A 15,213-nucleotide genomic window follows, 5' to 3' on the forward strand; every position below is an offset into this window, starting at 1 on the left:
GTCAGCCGCCGAGCCCCTCGATCACCACGGCGCCCGGCAGTTCCGCGAACGCCTTGCCCGGCACCAGCAGCTTGCCGCGCCGACGCCCGCTGCCGACGAGGACGTACGGCAGCTCGACGACCCGCGCGTCCACCAGCACGGCCCAGTCGGCGGGGAGTCCGACGGGCGTGATGCCGCCGTACTCCATGCCGGTCTCGCCCGTGGCGACGTCCATCGAGGCGAACGACGCCTTGCGGGCGCCCAGTTGACGGCGGACGACGCCGTTGACGTCGACGCGGGTGGTGGACAGGACCACGCACGCGGCGAGTTGGGTCTCGCCGCCCCGCTTGCCGGCCACCACGACGCAGTTCGCGGACTGTTCGAGCAGTTCCCGCCCGTAGTGCTCGACGAAGACGGCGGTGTCGGCCCACTCCGGGTCGGTGTCGACGTAGACGATCTGGTCGGCGGGGATGCTCCCGCTCCAGCCCCGGATCGCGTCGGCCACAGGGGCGGTCAGTTCGTCGAGGCGGTCGGGGGCGGGGGCGGCGTGGTCGAAGTGTCCGATGGGTGCGTCCATGGCCGCATGCTAGAACAGCCCCCGCGGCGGCTCGGACGGCGTCTCAGGTGGCGGGCGGCACCGAGATGGCGAGCAGCATCTCCGTCGGGACCTCGCCCTGATTGCCGTACGTGTGCGCGGCGTTGGCCTCGAAGGTGGCGCTGGAGCCGGCCGGGACGCGGTACTCGGTGCCGTCGACGGTGAGGGTCAGTTCACCGGCGGTGACATGGCAGATCTCGACGGTGCCGACGGGATGCGGGTCGGAGGAGCTGCCCTCGCCCGGCATCAGCTTCCAGCCCCACATCTCCAGCGGTCCCGGTGCCTCGGTGCCCGCGAGGAGCTTGCTGTAGCTGCCCGCGTCGGTGTGCCACAGGCGGACGACCTGCCCGGGCGGGACGATCCGCACCTTGGGGCCCTGTTCGTAGTCGAGCAGGGTGGTGACGCTGACGCCGAGGGCGTCGCCGATCTTGACGACCGTGCCGATGCTCGGGTTGGTGCGGGCCTGCTCGATCTGGATGAGCATGCCGCGGCTGACCCCGGCGCGCGCCGCGAGCGTGTCCAGCGTGTAGCCGCGCTCGGTGCGCCAGCGCTTCACGTTGCGCGCGAGGGACTGGGTCAGCAGTTCGAGGTCCGACACATCACGTCCAATATTCTGAATGACACAGTTCAAGGTAATGAACTACGGTGTGGTGCACCCGATCGTTCACCGAACTGTACTGCGAGGCTTCCAGTGACAGCATTCTTCGCCCTGGCCACCAGCCTCCTGTGGGGGCTCGCGGACTTCGGCGGCGGACTGCTGACCCGGCGCGTCCCCGCGCTCACGGTGGTCGTGGTCTCGCAGGGCATCGCGGCGACCGTGCTCGGGGTGATCGTGACCGCCACCGGCGCCTGGAGCGCGGCGGGCCCCCGCCTGTGGTTCGCGGTCGCCGCGGGTCTGGTCGGGCCGGTCGCGCTGATCTGCTTCTACAAGGCGCTCGCCCTCGGTCCGATGGGCGTCGTCTCGCCGCTCGGCACCCTCGGCGTGGCCGTACCGGTCGGCGTGGGCCTCTTCCTCGGCGAGCGGCCGGGAGTGACGCAGGTGGCGGGCATCGCGGTGGCCGTCCTCGGTATCGTCCTGGCGGGCGGGCCCCAGCTCAGGGGCGCCCCGGTCCAGCGGCAGGCCATCCTGCTGACCCTCGTCGCCGCCCTGGGCTTCGGGACCGTGTTCGCGCTGATCGCCGAGGCCTCCACCGACGTCACCGGTCTGTTCCTCGCCCTGTTCGTGCAGCGCCTGACCAATGTCGCGGTCGGCGGCACCGCCCTGTACGCCTCCGTCCGCCGGGGCTCCCCCGCCCTGCCCGCCGACGGCTTCCCCTGGTCCGCGCTCCCGGCGCTCGCCTTCGTGGGCCTCGCGGACGTCGCCGCGAACGGCACCTACGCGGTCGCCGCCCGGCTCGGTCCGGTCACCGTGGCCGCGGTCCTCGCCTCGCTGTACCCGGTGGTGACGGCACTGGCGGCCCGCGGCCTCCTGCACGAGCGGCTGCGCGCGGTCCAGACGGCCGGCGCGGGCCTGGCCCTGATGGGCACCCTGCTCCTGGCCACGGGCTGACCCCGCCGGGTCAGTCCAGCTCCGCGAGGCGCGCCGCCGTCGCCTCGTCCATCCCGGCCAGCGCGTTGAGCTGCTCCGGGGTGACCCCGTCCGGGATCGGCACCGGGGCGGGCGTCCTGAGCGGCGGCTGCCAGCCCTCCCCCGCCGTCCAGCGCCGTACGACACGGGCGGGCGCCCCCGCCACCACGGCGTGGTCGGGCACCTCGCCCCGCACCACGGCCCCCGCGGCGACGACCACGTTCCGGCCGATCCGCGCGCCCGGCAGGATCACCGCGCCGGTGCCGATCCAGCAGCCGGAGCCGATCCGGACGGGCTCCATCCGCGGCCACTGCTTACCGATGGGCTCGTGCGGATCGTCGTAGGAGTGGTTCGTGGAGGTGACGTAGACGTACGGGCCGAAGTAGCAGTCGCTGCCGATGGTGACCGTGGTGTCGGCGATGACATGGCTGCCGCGGCCGAGGACCACGCCGTCGCCGATACGCAGGATCGGGTCGGGGCCGAGGTCGAGGTCGGGCATGAGGCCCGCCGTCAGGGTGACCTGCTCCCCGACGATGCAGTGGGAGCCGAGATGGATCCACGGTTCACCGAAGACGGTGCCGAGCGGGAAGGCGAGTCTGGTACTCGTTCCCATGGCGCCGAAGCGGAAGCGGCCGGGGTGTTCGGCGGTCACGGAGCCCGTGCGCTGCACCCAGGACCAGCCCGCGTGGACGGCACGCTGCGCCGTGCGGCGTCGCCAGGATGAGAACGTGTTCTTGCGCATGAGCACCCGCTCACCGTACGGGGCGGACCCGTGCCCGGTCAGTCCGGGGCCTTGTGATCTTCGCCCCACCGGGTGGCGTACGGTGCCACTGACCACGACGAGGAGGAGAGGGCGATGACGCACAAGGCGTTGATCACGGGCATCGGCGGCCGGGAACCGGACATCGACGGAACGGCCTTCGTGGCGCCGGGCGCGACGGTGATCGGCGACGTGACGCTCCACGCGGAGGCGAGCGTCTGGTACGGGGCCGTCGTGCGCGGCGACGTCGAGCGGATCTCCGTGGGCGCGCAGAGCAACATCCAGGACAACTGCACCCTGCACGCCGACCCCGGGTTCCCGGTCACCGTGGGCGCGCGGGTGTCCGTCGGTCACAACGCCGTCGTGCACGGGGCGACCGTCGAGGACGACTGCCTGATCGGGATGGGCGCGACCGTGCTGAACGGGGCGGTGATCGGCGCGGGCTCGCTGGTCGCGGCGCAGGCGCTGGTGCCGCAGGGCATGGTCGTCCCGCCGGGGTCACTGGTCGCGGGCGTGCCGGCGAAGGTGCGGCGGGAGCTGACGGAGGAGGAGCGGCAGGGCGTCACCCTGAACGGCACCCTGTACGCGGACCTCGCGAAGGCCCACGGCGAGGTGCACCGGGAGCCGTGACCCCCGGGCGGGCGACGCTCAGTCGGCGGCCGGGACGGCTTCCGGTTCGGCCGCCGGGTGCTGGGCCGCCGCCTTCTTCGCCTTGCGCTTGAGCACCAGCATCGAGGTGAGGCCGACCAGCACGGCGGCGACCAGGCCCAGCCACGAGAACCGCTTCAGCCACGACTCTGCGACGACACCCACGTAGTAGATGACGGCCGTCGTGCCGCCCGCCCAGACGATGCCGCCGAGCACGTTGGCGATGAGGAACTTCCAGTACGGCATCCGCAGCACGCCGGCGAGGGGCCCGGCGAAGATGCGGAGCAGGGCGACGAAGCGGCCGAAGAAGACGGCCCACATGCCCCACTTCTCGAAGGACCGCTCGGCGGTCGCGATGTGCGCCTCGCCGAAGTGCCGCGGGAACTTCGCGCCGAGCCAGGCCAGCAGCGGCCTGCCGCCCTTGCGGCCGATGGCGTACCCGATGGAGTCGCCGATGATCGCACCGGCGCTGGCGCAGACGCCGAGGATCACCGGGTCGATGTCGCCGTGCTGGGAGGCCAGCAGCGCCGACGAGACGAGGATGATCTCGCCCGGCAGCGGGATGCCCAGGCTCTCCAGGCCGATGACCAGCCCCACCAGCAGGTAGATGCTGACCGCGGGTACGGTCTCGAGCCACTCCTGGACGTGCACCGCAGGTTCCTCCCAGTCCTGTCTTCCCCGGCGCACGCTCGTACGAGCGTGCGCCGGGGAAGCCTACCCGCTCACGGCTCGCGGCGACGGACCCGGTCCTGCGGCGCCTCGCCCGCTCAGCGCCCGACCTCCGCGCTGCCCCGCAACGCGAACGACCCGGCGGACGACCCCACCCACACGTCCCGCCGCCCGGTGCCCAGCACCCAGTCGTGGCGTGCGGCGTCCCAGGACGAGAGCGTGCGCCGGTCGACCCGCACCGTGACCCGCTTCCGCTCCCCCGCCCGCAGGGAGAGCCTCCGGTAGCCGCCCAGCACCCGTACCGCCTGGTCGAGCCGGAGGTCCGGTGAGCGGCCGACGTACACCTGCGGCACCGCGATGCCCGCCCGGCGCCCCGTGTTGCGCACGTCGAAGCTCACCGCCAGCCCCCGCCGGTCGGCCCGCACGCTCAGCTCCCCGTAGGAGAAGGAGGTGTACGACAGTCCGTGCCCGAACGGGAAGAGGGGCCGCACGCCTTCCGCGTCGTACCAGCGGTAGCCGAGCCGGATGCCCTCCGTGTACTCCTCGACGCCGTCGACGCCGGGGTAGCGGCGGGGGTCACCGGCGGTCGGGTGGTGGTCGTCGTCCACCGGGAAGGACTGGGTGAGGCGGCCTCCGGGGTCGGTCTCGCCGAACAGGACGGCGGCGGTGGCGGCGGCGCCCTCCTGGCCGGGGTAGTACATCTGCAGCACGGCCCCGGTCCGCTCCAGCCAGGGCATCGAGGTCGCGGACGAGGTGTTGAGGACGACCGTGGTGCGCGGGTTGGCCGCCGTGACCGCCTCGATGAGGCGCCCCTGGTGGCCGGGGAGGGCGACGGTCGTGCGGTCCTGGCCCTCGGTGGCGTCCTCGTAGGCGAACAGGACGACGTCCCGGGCGGCCCGTGCGACCGCGACCGCTTCGGCCACGTCGTCGGCGCGCGTGGCTCCGGTGATGCGGCGCAGCCGGAACAGCAGCCCGTCGGCGCCGCCCTGCGCGGTGATCCGCAGCGTATGGGTGCCCGCGGCGAGCCGACGGGTGCCCCGGCGCACGGACAGCCCGTCGGGGGCCGCGGAGACGAGCCCGCCCGCGAAGTACTCCCCGTATCCGGCGGCCTGCGGGAAGAGTTCCGTGCCGTCGAGGAGCACCTTGGGGCGGGCGGTGGGCGCCGAGGAGAAGTGCAGGACGAAGGTCCACTCGTCGTCCTCGGCGACGGTGAGCGTGCCGTCGTGGCTCCAGACCTTGCCGGCGTCCAGGCCCTGGCCCTCGGTGTCGAAGGCCGGAGTGAGCGCGGAGGCCGGGATCGCCTTGCCGAAGAGGTCCTCGCCGAGGGCGTGCGTGACCGTCGCGGCACGGGACGCGATGGCGTCGAGGGGGCTGTCGGCGTGGTCCGGGACGACATGCGCGCTGCCGCCGCCGCTGACGAAGGGCAGCGTCCCGGTGGGGCCGATGACGGCGACCGGGCCGCCGGGCGCGAGCGGCAGGGTGCGGTGCGCGTTGCGGAGCAGGGTCGCGCCCGCCTCGGCGACCTCCCGGGCCACGGCCGCTCCGGCCGCCGCGTCGCGCTCGGGACGTGCGGGCGGGGTGCCGTCGAGGAGGCCGAAGCGGTCCATGACGGCGAGGATCCGGCGTACGGAACGGTCGACATGCTCCTCGGGGACGGTGCCGTCCTGCACGGCCTGCTTCAGGGCCGGCCCGAAGTAGGTGCCGGAGGGCATCTCCATGTCGAGACCGGCGGCGAGGGCCTTCGCGGTGCTGTGGGCGGCGAACCAGTCGGTCATGACCCAGCCGTCGAAGCCCCAGCCGTCGCGCAGGACGCCGGTGAGGAGGGGCTCGTTCTCGCAGGCGTAGTCGCCGTCGACCTTGTTGTAGGCGCCCATCACGGCACCGGTGCCCGCGTCCACGGCGGCCTCGAAGCCGCGCAGCTCGACCTCGCGCAGGGTCTGTTCGTCGACGTGCACGTCGACGGTCATGCGGTCCTTCTCCTGGTTGTTGAGCGCGTAGTGCTTGACGGTCGCGATCAGCCCCTCGCCCTGGATGCCCTCGATCTCGGCGGCGACCAGATCGGCGGAGAGCAGCGGGTCCTCGCCGAACGTCTCGAAGTTGCGGCCCGCGTAGGGGGTGCGGATCAGGTTGACCATCGGGGAGAGCAGCACGTCCTGGCCGAGGGCACGCCCCTCGTGGCCGATGACCCGGCCGTAGCGGCGGGCCAGAGCGGGATCGAAGGCGGAGGCCAGCAGCACCGGGGCGGGCAGCGCGGTCGCGTGCCGGGTGACACGGACGCCCGCCGGGCCGTCCGCGAGGCGGAGCGGGGGGATGCCGAGGCGGGGGACGCCGGGGACGTAGCCCGCCTGGCCGAGCGAGGCGGGGTCGGTGGCGCCGTGCAGGAGGGAGATCTTCTCGTCGAGGGTGAGGTCGGCGAGGAGGTCCGCGACGCGGGGACTCGCACCCCGCTCCGGTCCGGCGACGGCGTGGGCGCGGTCGGGTGGGAGCCCGCCGGTGGCCGCCGCGGCCACGGCGATGGCCGCACCCAGCAGACGCAGGGTGGATCGCCGGGAGACGGTGTCGGTCATGAGCCGTCACTCCTTCGGTGTGCATCTCAGCGCACTATGCGCCAGGACCGACTTGACGCTTCGTCAGAAACGCCAGGGACGCGGCGGGAACTTAGAACCGACGATGACTCGTGTCAATGTGCATGACAATGGCGAGTGCGTGCGAGGGACTCCCCCGCACCGGCCCTCACTCACCCCACCGGTCCCCACCGGGCCCCACCGGTCTCCTCGGGGCCCCACCAGTCCCCACCGGGCCTCACCGAAGAACGGACTCCAGCGCGGTCACGACCGTCCGCGCGACCGGGAGCACGGCGACCTCCTTGAGGGGAACGGGCCCCTCGGCGGCACCCTCACCGGCCCCCACCTGCGCGGACCCGGCCCCGCCGTGCCCCACCCGAGCCACCCTCGGCTCGACCGGCTCGACCGGCTCGACCGGTCCACCCGACCCACCCGACCCGGGCGCCTCCGCGGCCGGTGACCGCGACGGGGTCGCGGAGAGCCGGGGCTCCGCAGCCGCCGCCTCCCCCTTCGGCTCGGCCTCCCCATGCCCCGCGGACCCCGCGGACCCCGCGGACGCCACGCTCTCCAGCAGCCAGCGCTGCGCCGCGGACGCGTCCTTCTCGGCCACGACCACATGCCCGGCCCGGTCGGGCACGACGGCGAGCTCCTTGTGCCAGCGCAGGAGGATCCGCCCGCTCACGGTGAGGTCGTACTGGACCTCGCCCGCGTGGACCAGGCAGCCGACCAGGGAGACCGAGCGTCCGGCGGGGTCGGAGCCGAGGCAGAGCCCCGGGTCGGCGAGGCTGCGCAGCAGTCCGTCGTCCTGGTGGGTCCACTGCTGGGACGGGGCGGTCGAGCAGGTGGCGAGCGTCGCCGCGACGCCGTCCCGGACCCGGCCGCCGCGCAGGTCGAGACAGAGTCCGGAGACGAGGCCGCGAAGCCTGCCGCCGCCGGTCTCCACCGGTTCGGTCGCGGAGGCCGCGGACGGGGAGGAGCCGGGCTCGGTGGGCACGGGGCCCGGCACGGTGTCCTGACCGCTCGGCGCCCCCCAGGTGGCGCGCGGGACGGGGACGCCGTCGTCGTCGGACCAGCTCCGGGCGACGAGCACGGTCGCCAGCAGGGCGAGGGAGACCAGCCCGACGACCGCCACGGCCCTGGGACGCGGGCGGCGCGGGACGGGGCGGTGCCGGCCGCCCGTGGCGCGCCTCGACGTGGTCCGCCGGGCGGCTCCGGCGCGTCCGGGACGGGAGTCGAGATAGCGGCGGGCGCCCCAGCCGAGGACGGTCTCGGCGAGGAGTTCCCCCAGACCGCCGTCGAAATGGCTGAGCTGTTCGGCGGCGTGCCGGCAGTGACGGCACACCAGCAGATGCTGTCGCACATCGGGCAGCAGTGCCCCGCCCCGGCGCATCGGGACGTCGAGGAGCCGGTTGTGGAAGCGGCATTCCTTGGTGGGCGCGAGTTCCCGGTGGGCCCTGACGCAGCCCTGCCGGAATTGCTCCCTGGCCTGTTCCAGGGCGTCGGCCGCCCGGCCCACGTCGACCGCCGACAGACCGGCCGGTACGGATATGGGTTCGGCCTCGACCTCGACATGCCACAAGAGGCATTGCGAGGCCCCGGGAAGCGCCTGGAATGCGCGCTCGGCGATCCGCCGCCTTTCGGGTGTGACGGCCCGGGCGGCCCGCAGCCCCCGCCCGCCGGCGGGCTTGCGAAGTTCCGGCAGGGCGGCGGCAATTCGGTCGTCCGCGGCCCACTCCTTGACCGTGTCCCGTACCGCGACGAGGAGTTGGGGCCGCACCGCGCCCCCGGTCACCCGGCCGAACAGCCGCTGGAAGGCCGCGGCGGTCACGAGGTCCGCCGAACTCGCCGAGGAGGCCAGGCAGATGACGGCGTACTCGTGGGCGGCCCGCCAGTGCCGGGCCAGCAGCAGGGACACCGCGCGCGCTCCGCCCTGGGCACCGCCCAGCTGGGCCACGAGACCGCGGTCGGACTCCTCCGGGACGGCCCCGAGGTACGGCGGGTAAGGGGGCCGGGGAGGGTGAGGGGATTGCACTGAACCATTTCCTTCCAAGCCGCGGGTCACGCCGGGGAAAGCGCTCCCGTCGGAAAGCAGGTGCGTGATTGGTGCATACCTATGCCTCGCGGAGTACGGCACGGAGTGCAGCACGGGTTACCGCATCGGCATTCGGGGCGGTCACTTTCGCACACGCTTCTCACAGGGAACAAGAAGTTCGAGTGACCGAAGTTCAAAAAGCCGTGAATTCAGAAAAGTTACCGGCGGTATCCGCACCCGTATTCGACACCGCTGTCAGAACGGCATCAAGTTGTGTACACGCAAAGGCAGTTGGCGCACGAAATCTCCTCACCCTCAGGCGGCTCGGATCGGACGCACAGCGGGCTCCCATGGTTCTTTGGGCCGGCTCTCATCACCGTCGGCCACCATGGGCCGCATGATCGTCCCCCACACCCCCGCCACCCCCGCCACCCCCACCACGCCCGCCAGGACCGTGCGCAAGGCGGTCGTCCCGGCCGCCGGTCTCGGCACGCGGTTCCTGCCCGCGACGAAGGCCACGCCCAAGGAGATGCTGCCGGTCGTCGACAAGCCGGCCATCCAGTACGTCGTCGAGGAGGCCGCAGCCGCCGGGCTCGACGACGTACTGATGATCACCGGCCGCCACAAGCGGGCCATCGAGGACCACTTCGACAACGCCTTCGAGCTGGAGCAGGCGCTCGCCGCCAAGGGCGACACGGTCCGCCTCGACGCCGTGCGCGACCCGGCGCGGCTCGCCAACATCCACCACATCCGCCAGGGCGAGCCCCTCGGCCTCGGCCACGCGGTGCTCTGCGCCCGCCGGCACGTGGGCGACGAGCCCTTCGCCGTGCTCCTCGGCGACGACCTGATCGACCCGCGCGAGACGCTGCTCGGCGAGATGCTCGACGTGCGCGAGCGGTACGCGGGCACCGTGGTCGCCCTGATGGAGGTGGCGCCGGAGCAGACCCACCTCTACGGCTGCGCGGCCGTCGAACCCACCGGCGAGGACGGTGTCGTCAAGGTCACCGGGCTCGTCGAGAAGCCCGCGCGCGAGGAGGCGCCCAGCAACTACGCCGTGATCGGGCGCTATGTCCTCGACCCCGGAGTCTTCGACGCGCTGGAGCGCACCGAGCCCGGGCGCGGCGGCGAGATCCAGCTCACCGACGCGCTCCAGGAACTCGCCGCCGACGGCACGGTCCACGGGGTCGTCTTCGACGGGCTGCGCTACGACACCGGCGACAAGGCCGACTACCTGCGCACCGTGGTGCGCCTGGCCTGCGACCGCCCCGACCTGGGGCCCGAGTTCCTGTCCTGGCTCAAGGAGTTCGTGGCGACGGCGGAGACGGACGGCCGCCGGCTCGCCGCCTGACCGCGTCCCGGCATCGCCCCCCGGCCACGGTGACCGCACGCGTCCCCGCCCCGGCGGCCGTACGCCACCGGGGCCTCGTAGCGCCGCTTCGGCGGTGCGCTCAGCTGTTGGGCCGCAGCGTCCAGACGACCGTCATCTCGCCGGTCACCGCGCCGTCGGCACGCCGGATCTCGATGGCCACCGGGAACTCGGGGCGCTCGCCCGCGTCCAGTTCGGCGACGACGTCGGCGACCGGGCGGCCGAGGGTGGCCGTCGCGGTGACGGCGCCCATGGCCAGCTTGCGGTAGGAGATCTCGGCACGGACGGCGAGCGGCACGGCACGCGCGAGCTGGTCCCCGAACTCGGCGAGGACGATCGTGCCGCTGGCGGTCTCGCCGAGCGTGAACATCGCGCCGGCGTGCGGTCCGCCGACGTGGTTGTGGTACTCGCTCTGGTCCGGCAGGGCGACGACGGCCTTGTGCGGCGTGGTCTCCAGGAACTCCAGGTTCAGGGTCCGGGCCATGGGCACCGTGGCGGCGAGCATCTCGCCGATGGACATCTGTTCTGCGCTCATGGCAGGCATGTTACCCACGGGTAGCCTGGCGTGACCAGGACGGTGCGGCGATCGTCGTACCGCCGGGCCTCCCGGGCGAGGGGCACGACCGCCGGGCGGATGCCGCGCGCGGTGCGGGCAGGCACTCCCGAGGCGTCCCGAGGCATCCCGAGTTGCTACGACCCCGATAAGGGGCGGTGACCGAATCGATGCACAGCCGCTACTAAGGTGGCTGCCCATGTGGCCAGGACAGCAGCCGCCCGGGGGCGAGCAGAACCCGCAGGACCAGAACCCGTACCAGCAGCCGGGGTACCAGCAACCCAATCCGTACCAGCAGGCCGGCTACCAACAGCCCAGCCCCTACTCGCAGCCGACGCAGTGGGACACGCCGGGCGGCCCGCAGGCGCCGCAGGGCGGGGGCGGCGGCAACCGTACGAAGGTCACGGCGATCGTGGCGGCGCTCGCCGTGGTCGTGGCGGCGGGCGTCACCGGGTTCCTGGTGCTCGGCGGCGACAAGGACGACGAGGCCGACGGCGGTTCGGGGAAGAAGGCGAGCGCGTCGCCGTCGAAGTCCACCGAGAGCGACCCCAGCGCCTCCGCCTCCGGTTCCGACGACAACCCGCGCGGCGGCGAGGCCGAGAAGGCCACGATCGACGGCTGGAAGGTCGTCATCAACCCCAAGTGGGGCACGGCCTTCGACGTGCCGGCGGACTGGCAGGTCGAGTCGCCCGGCATGCTCATCGGCTTCGAGGAGGACGACGCCAAGGCCGGTGACAAGCCCATCATCACCATGTCCGCTCCGGCGTACCTCAAGGAGCAGTGGTGCACGTCCGACGACGACAAGGACGGCAACACGGACGACACGGCGCTGGCCGCGGCGGGCACCAAGGGCGCGAACGGCGCGAAGAACACCGACGAGGTCGCCGTCAACCAGGTCGCCTGGTGGGTCTACGGCGGCTACACGCAGCCGGACAAGAAGACCATCACCTACGACAAGAAGGCGAAGGCGTTCACGACGACCTCGGGCGTCAAGGGCAGCCTCGCCTGGGCGCGTTCGAAGGGCACTCCGCAGAAGGGCAAGTGCGCCTCCGACGGCAAGGCGGTGACGTTCGGGTTCAAGAACTCGACCGGTGACTTCGTGGCGTTCAACCTGTACGGGGCCACGGGCGTCAGCGACGAGCTGCCCGACGAGACGATCATGAAGATCCTCGGCACGGTCCGGCTGCACGGCGACCCGACCGGCTGACGGGACCCCGGCCGGCAGGGGTCCCGTCCAGGAGAGACGCCCCCTGCGGACAGGGGGTCGCTGTCCACAGGATGGGCCCCCTGACAGGTACACACGGACCCGGTTATGGTTTTTGGCCATGTGGCCAGGACAGCAGCCGCCCGGGGGCGAGCAGAACCCGCAGGACCAGAACCCGTACCAGCAGCCGGGGTACCAGCAACCCAATCCGTACCAGCAGGCCGGCTACCAACAGCCCAGCCCGTACTCGCAGCCGACCCAGTGGGACACCCCGGGCACCCCGCAGGCGCCGCAGGGCGGGGGCGGCGGCAACCGCACCCGCGTGACCGCGATCGTCGCCGCCCTGGCCGTGGTCGTGGCGGCCGGGGTCACCGGGTACCTGGTGCTCGGCGGCGACAGGAACGAGCAGGCGGGCGGCGGCGACCCGTCCCCCTCCCCCACCGCCTCCACCACGGCGAGCCCGGGCGGAGACGACGACCCGCGGGGCGGCGACGGGCCCCAGGCCACGATCGACGGCTGGAAGGTCGTGGTGAACCCCAAGTGGGGCACAGCCTTCGACGTACCGGCCGACTGGCAGGTCGAGTCGCCGGGCACGTTCATCGGCTTCGAGGACGCCGAGAAGGGCGACGGCTCGGTCCTCATCGGGATGTCGGCACCCGCCTACCTCCAGGAGAAGTGGTGCACGTCCGACGACGACAAGGACGGCACGACGAGCGACAGCGCCCTGGCCGTGGTCGGCACCAAGGGCCAGAACGGGGCGAAGGACACCGCCGACGTGGCCCGCAACGACTCCGCGTGGTGGGTCTTCGGCGGGTACACCGACCAGAAGGCGGCCTCCAAGAAGCTGCTCACCATCGGCAAGCCGGCCGCGTACACGAGCGCTTCGGGTGTCGAGGGCAGTGTCGCCACGACCTACTCGACGGGTGTGAAGAAGACCGGCAAGTGCGACACCGACGGCAAGGCGACCACGTTCGCGTTCAAGAACTCCGTGGGTGACTTCGTCTCCTGGACCCTCCACGGGGCGAAGGGCGTCGGTGACGAGGTGCCGGACGCGACGGTGAAGCAGATCCTCAGCACGGTCAGGCTGTACGGCGAACCGACCGGCTGACCTGGCCGGAAACGGTTTTGCATCCGGAGGGCGGGTGCGGGGATAGTCGGGCGGTGACCTCCTCCGCCTCCCGGCGCCGGCCCGAGTGGGCCGGCCGCAACTACAGCCTGCTGACCTCCGCCGCGTTCATCACCAACCTGGGCAGCCAGGGCGCGCTGATCGCCGCCGCTTTCGCCGTCCTGGAGAACGGCGGTGACGGTGGTGACGTGGGCCTGGTGGCCGCCGCGCGGACGCTGCCGCTGGTGGTGTTCCTGCTGATCGGCGGCGCGGTGGCGGACCGCCTGCCGCGGCACCGGGTGATGGTCGCCGCGAACACCCTCAACTGTGTGTCGCAGGGCCTGTTCGCGGTGCTGGTGCTCACCGGCGAGCCGCGGCTGTGGCAGATGATGCTGCTGACCGCGCTCGGCGGCACCGGGCAGGCGTTCTTCAGCCCGGCCGCCGAGGGCATGCTGCTGTCGACGGTCTCGGGCGAGCAGGCCGGGCGGGCGTTCGCGGTGTTCCGGATGGCGATGCAGGGAGCGGCGCTCGGCGGCGCCGCGCTCGGCGGCGCGATGGTCGCGACGGTGGGCCCCGGCTGGGTCCTGGCGGCGGACGCGGTGGCCTTCGCGGTGGCCGGAAGTCTGCGGTCCTTCCTCGACGTCAGCCACATTCCGGTGCGCGGTGCGGGCGGCGGTCTGCTCGCCGATCTGCGCGAGGGCTGGCAGGAGGTCAGCGGGCGGCCCTGGCTGTGGGGCATCGTCGTGCAGTTCTCGATCGCGAACGCCGTGGTGGCCGCCGCCGACGCCGTCTACGGTCCGCTCGTCGCCCGCGACCATCTCGGCGGCGCGGGGCCCTGGGGCCTGGCGCTCGGGTTCTTCGGCGCGGGCACGGTCGGCGGCGCGCTGCTGATGACCCGGTGGAAGCCGCGCCGGCTGCTGCTCTCGGGCGTCCTGTGCGTCTTCCCGCTGGCCCTGCCCTCGGCGGCGCTGGCGATCCCGACCCCGGTGGGCGTGCTGTGCGCGGTGATGTTCCTGACCGGGGTGACGCTGGAGGTGTTCGGCGTCTCCTGGATGACCGCGCTGCACCAGGAGATCCCCGAGGACAAGCTCTCGCGTGTCTCCGCGTACGACTGGTTCGGTTCCGTCGCGATGGTCCCGCTGGCGACCGCGCTCGCGGGCCCGGCGGAGTCGGCTTTCGGCCGCTCCGAGGCGCTGTGGGGCTGTTCCGCCCTGGTGGCGCTGGTGACGGCGGCCGTGCTGCTGGTCCCGGACGTGCGCAACCTGCGCCGTGTGTCCAAGCCGGTCGTCCGGGCCGCCCCGGCGCCCGCGCCCGCTTCCGCGTCAGCCGACGCCGAACGCCCCGTCGGGGGGCTCGGGTGACGGTACGGCGTCCTCGTCCCGCACGGGCAGCGCGCCGCCGATGAGGTTCCGCAGCGCCGGGCCGTGCTCGACACGGGCCGGGAACGCGTCGGCGGCGGTCAGCCGGGCCAGCGCGGCGAGGTCGACGGGGTGCCGGGCGGCGACGACCACGGTGTTGCCGAACCGGCGCCCGCGCAGCACCCCCGGTTCGGCGATGAGCGCCAGCTCCGGGAGGACGGCGCCGAGGGTGGCGAGCTGGGAGCGCAGGAAGGCGAAGGGCGCGGAGTCGGCGAGGTTGGCGAGGTAGCAGCCGCCGTCCCGCAGCACGCGTGCCGCCTCCCGGACGTAACCGGCCGAGGTGAGGTGCGCGGGGACGCGCGAGCCGCCGAAGACGTCGGCGACGAGGACGTCCGCCGAGTCGTCGGGCGCCGCCTCCAGCCAGCTCCTGGCGTCCGCCGCGTGCAGCGCGATCCCGGCGCCGGCCGGCAGCGGCAGATGCTCCACGACCAGGTCCAGCAGCCCCCGGTCGGCCTCCACGACGTCCTGCCGGGAGCCCGGCCGGGTGGCGGCGAGGTACCGGGGCAGTGTGAACGCCCCGCCGCCGAGGTGCAGGACGTCGAGCGGACGGCCCGGCGCGGCGACGGTGTCCAGGACGTGCCCGAGGCGGCGCGCGTACTCGAACTCCAGATGCGTCGGCTCGTCGAGGTCGACGTACGACTGGGGCGCGCCGTCGACGGTGAGGAGCCAGGCCCGGTCGCGGTCGACGTCGGGCATCAGCTTGGCGAAGCCGTGGTCGACGGCTCGGCTGACGGGTATCGGGTCGGTCACCGG

At 73.1% G+C, this 15,213-nt stretch carries 14 protein-coding genes; 6 read left to right on the plus strand and 8 right to left on the minus strand.

Going from position 1 to position 15,213, the window contains the following annotated elements; all coding sequences use genetic code 11:
- Nucleotide 1: 1 nt before the first annotated feature.
- Nucleotides 2–556 carry a YbaK/EbsC family protein gene (locus ACIPSE_RS42525; RefSeq protein WP_401674382.1) on the minus strand — a complete coding sequence of 185 codons (555 nt, stop codon included), beginning with the start codon at nt 554–556 and terminating at the stop codon, nt 2–4.
- Nucleotides 557–599: 43 nt separating this feature from the next.
- A complete protein-coding gene (locus ACIPSE_RS42530) occupies nt 600–1,172 on the minus strand; it encodes a helix-turn-helix domain-containing protein (RefSeq protein WP_401674384.1) in 573 nt (190 codons plus the stop codon).
- 93 nt (nt 1,173–1,265) lie between these two features.
- Here ACIPSE_RS42530 and ACIPSE_RS42535 point away from each other — a divergent pair, with 93 nt between their 5' ends.
- On the plus strand, nt 1,266–2,123 hold the full coding sequence (locus ACIPSE_RS42535; protein WP_401674387.1) for an EamA family transporter: 858 nt from the start codon (nt 1,266–1,268) through the stop codon (nt 2,121–2,123).
- Between the two features lie 10 nt (nt 2,124–2,133).
- On the opposite strand, the gene ACIPSE_RS42540 is transcribed toward ACIPSE_RS42535, so the two are convergent.
- Nucleotides 2,134–2,883: an acyltransferase gene (locus ACIPSE_RS42540; protein WP_401674389.1), complete on the minus strand. Its 750-nt coding sequence runs from the start codon at nt 2,881–2,883 to the stop codon at nt 2,134–2,136.
- Nucleotides 2,884–2,997: 114 nt separating this feature from the next.
- Here ACIPSE_RS42540 and ACIPSE_RS42545 point away from each other — a divergent pair, with 114 nt between their 5' ends.
- Nucleotides 2,998–3,531, plus strand: a complete 534-nt coding sequence (locus ACIPSE_RS42545; RefSeq protein WP_401674392.1) for a gamma carbonic anhydrase family protein — start codon at nt 2,998–3,000, stop codon at nt 3,529–3,531.
- 18 nt (nt 3,532–3,549) lie between these two features.
- On the opposite strand, the gene ACIPSE_RS42550 is transcribed toward ACIPSE_RS42545, so the two are convergent.
- The 3 genes from ACIPSE_RS42550 to ACIPSE_RS42560 form a co-directional block, all read right to left on the minus strand.
- Nucleotides 3,550–4,200, minus strand: coding sequence for a DedA family protein (locus ACIPSE_RS42550; protein WP_401674395.1), 651 nt, complete (start codon nt 4,198–4,200; stop codon nt 3,550–3,552).
- A 116-nt stretch (nt 4,201–4,316) separates the two neighbouring features.
- Complete coding sequence (locus ACIPSE_RS42555) at nt 4,317–6,785, minus strand: beta-glucosidase (protein ID WP_401674397.1); 2,469 nt, start codon at nt 6,783–6,785, stop codon at nt 4,317–4,319.
- Between the two features lie 235 nt (nt 6,786–7,020).
- Entirely contained in the window at nt 7,021–8,814 is a 1,794-nt protein-coding gene (locus tag ACIPSE_RS42560) for an RICIN domain-containing protein (RefSeq protein ID WP_401674399.1), read from the minus strand.
- 397 nt (nt 8,815–9,211) lie between these two features.
- On the opposite strand from ACIPSE_RS42560, the gene galU reads away from it, so the two are divergent.
- Nucleotides 9,212–10,162 carry a UTP--glucose-1-phosphate uridylyltransferase GalU gene (gene galU, locus ACIPSE_RS42565; RefSeq protein ID WP_401674401.1) on the plus strand — a complete coding sequence of 317 codons (951 nt, stop codon included), beginning with the start codon at nt 9,212–9,214 and terminating at the stop codon, nt 10,160–10,162.
- Nucleotides 10,163–10,262: 100 nt separating this feature from the next.
- Here the strand turns inward: galU and ACIPSE_RS42570 are convergent, their stop codons facing one another.
- Nucleotides 10,263–10,700 (minus strand): DUF4442 domain-containing protein, encoded by a 438-nt coding sequence (locus ACIPSE_RS42570; RefSeq protein ID WP_401674591.1) that lies wholly within the window; start codon nt 10,698–10,700, stop codon nt 10,263–10,265.
- A 232-nt stretch (nt 10,701–10,932) separates the two neighbouring features.
- Here ACIPSE_RS42570 and ACIPSE_RS42575 point away from each other — a divergent pair, with 232 nt between their 5' ends.
- The 3 genes from ACIPSE_RS42575 to ACIPSE_RS42585 all read left to right on the plus strand — a co-directional run bounded on the left by ACIPSE_RS42575 (nt 10,933) and on the right by ACIPSE_RS42585 (nt 14,403).
- Nucleotides 10,933–11,940 carry a hypothetical protein gene (locus tag ACIPSE_RS42575; protein WP_401674404.1) on the plus strand — a complete coding sequence of 336 codons (1,008 nt, stop codon included), beginning with the start codon at nt 10,933–10,935 and terminating at the stop codon, nt 11,938–11,940.
- A gap of 118 nt (nt 11,941–12,058) precedes the next feature.
- A complete protein-coding gene (locus tag ACIPSE_RS42580) occupies nt 12,059–13,045 on the plus strand; it encodes a hypothetical protein (RefSeq protein WP_401674406.1) in 987 nt (328 codons plus the stop codon).
- 53 nt (nt 13,046–13,098) lie between these two features.
- Nucleotides 13,099–14,403 (plus strand): MFS transporter, encoded by a 1,305-nt coding sequence (locus tag ACIPSE_RS42585; RefSeq protein ID WP_401674409.1) that lies wholly within the window; start codon nt 13,099–13,101, stop codon nt 14,401–14,403.
- Here the strand turns inward: ACIPSE_RS42585 and ACIPSE_RS42590 are convergent.
- Entirely contained in the window at nt 14,365–15,210 is an 846-nt protein-coding gene (locus ACIPSE_RS42590; RefSeq protein WP_401674412.1) for a spermidine synthase, read from the minus strand. The two genes, ACIPSE_RS42585 and ACIPSE_RS42590, sit on opposite strands and share 39 nt — an antisense overlap.
- Nucleotides 15,211–15,213 lie beyond the last annotated feature (3 nt).

Origin of the sequence: Streptomyces sp. NPDC090106, from assembly GCF_044747265.1 — a bacterium.
GTDB lineage: Bacteria > Actinomycetota > Actinomycetes > Streptomycetales > Streptomycetaceae > Streptomyces.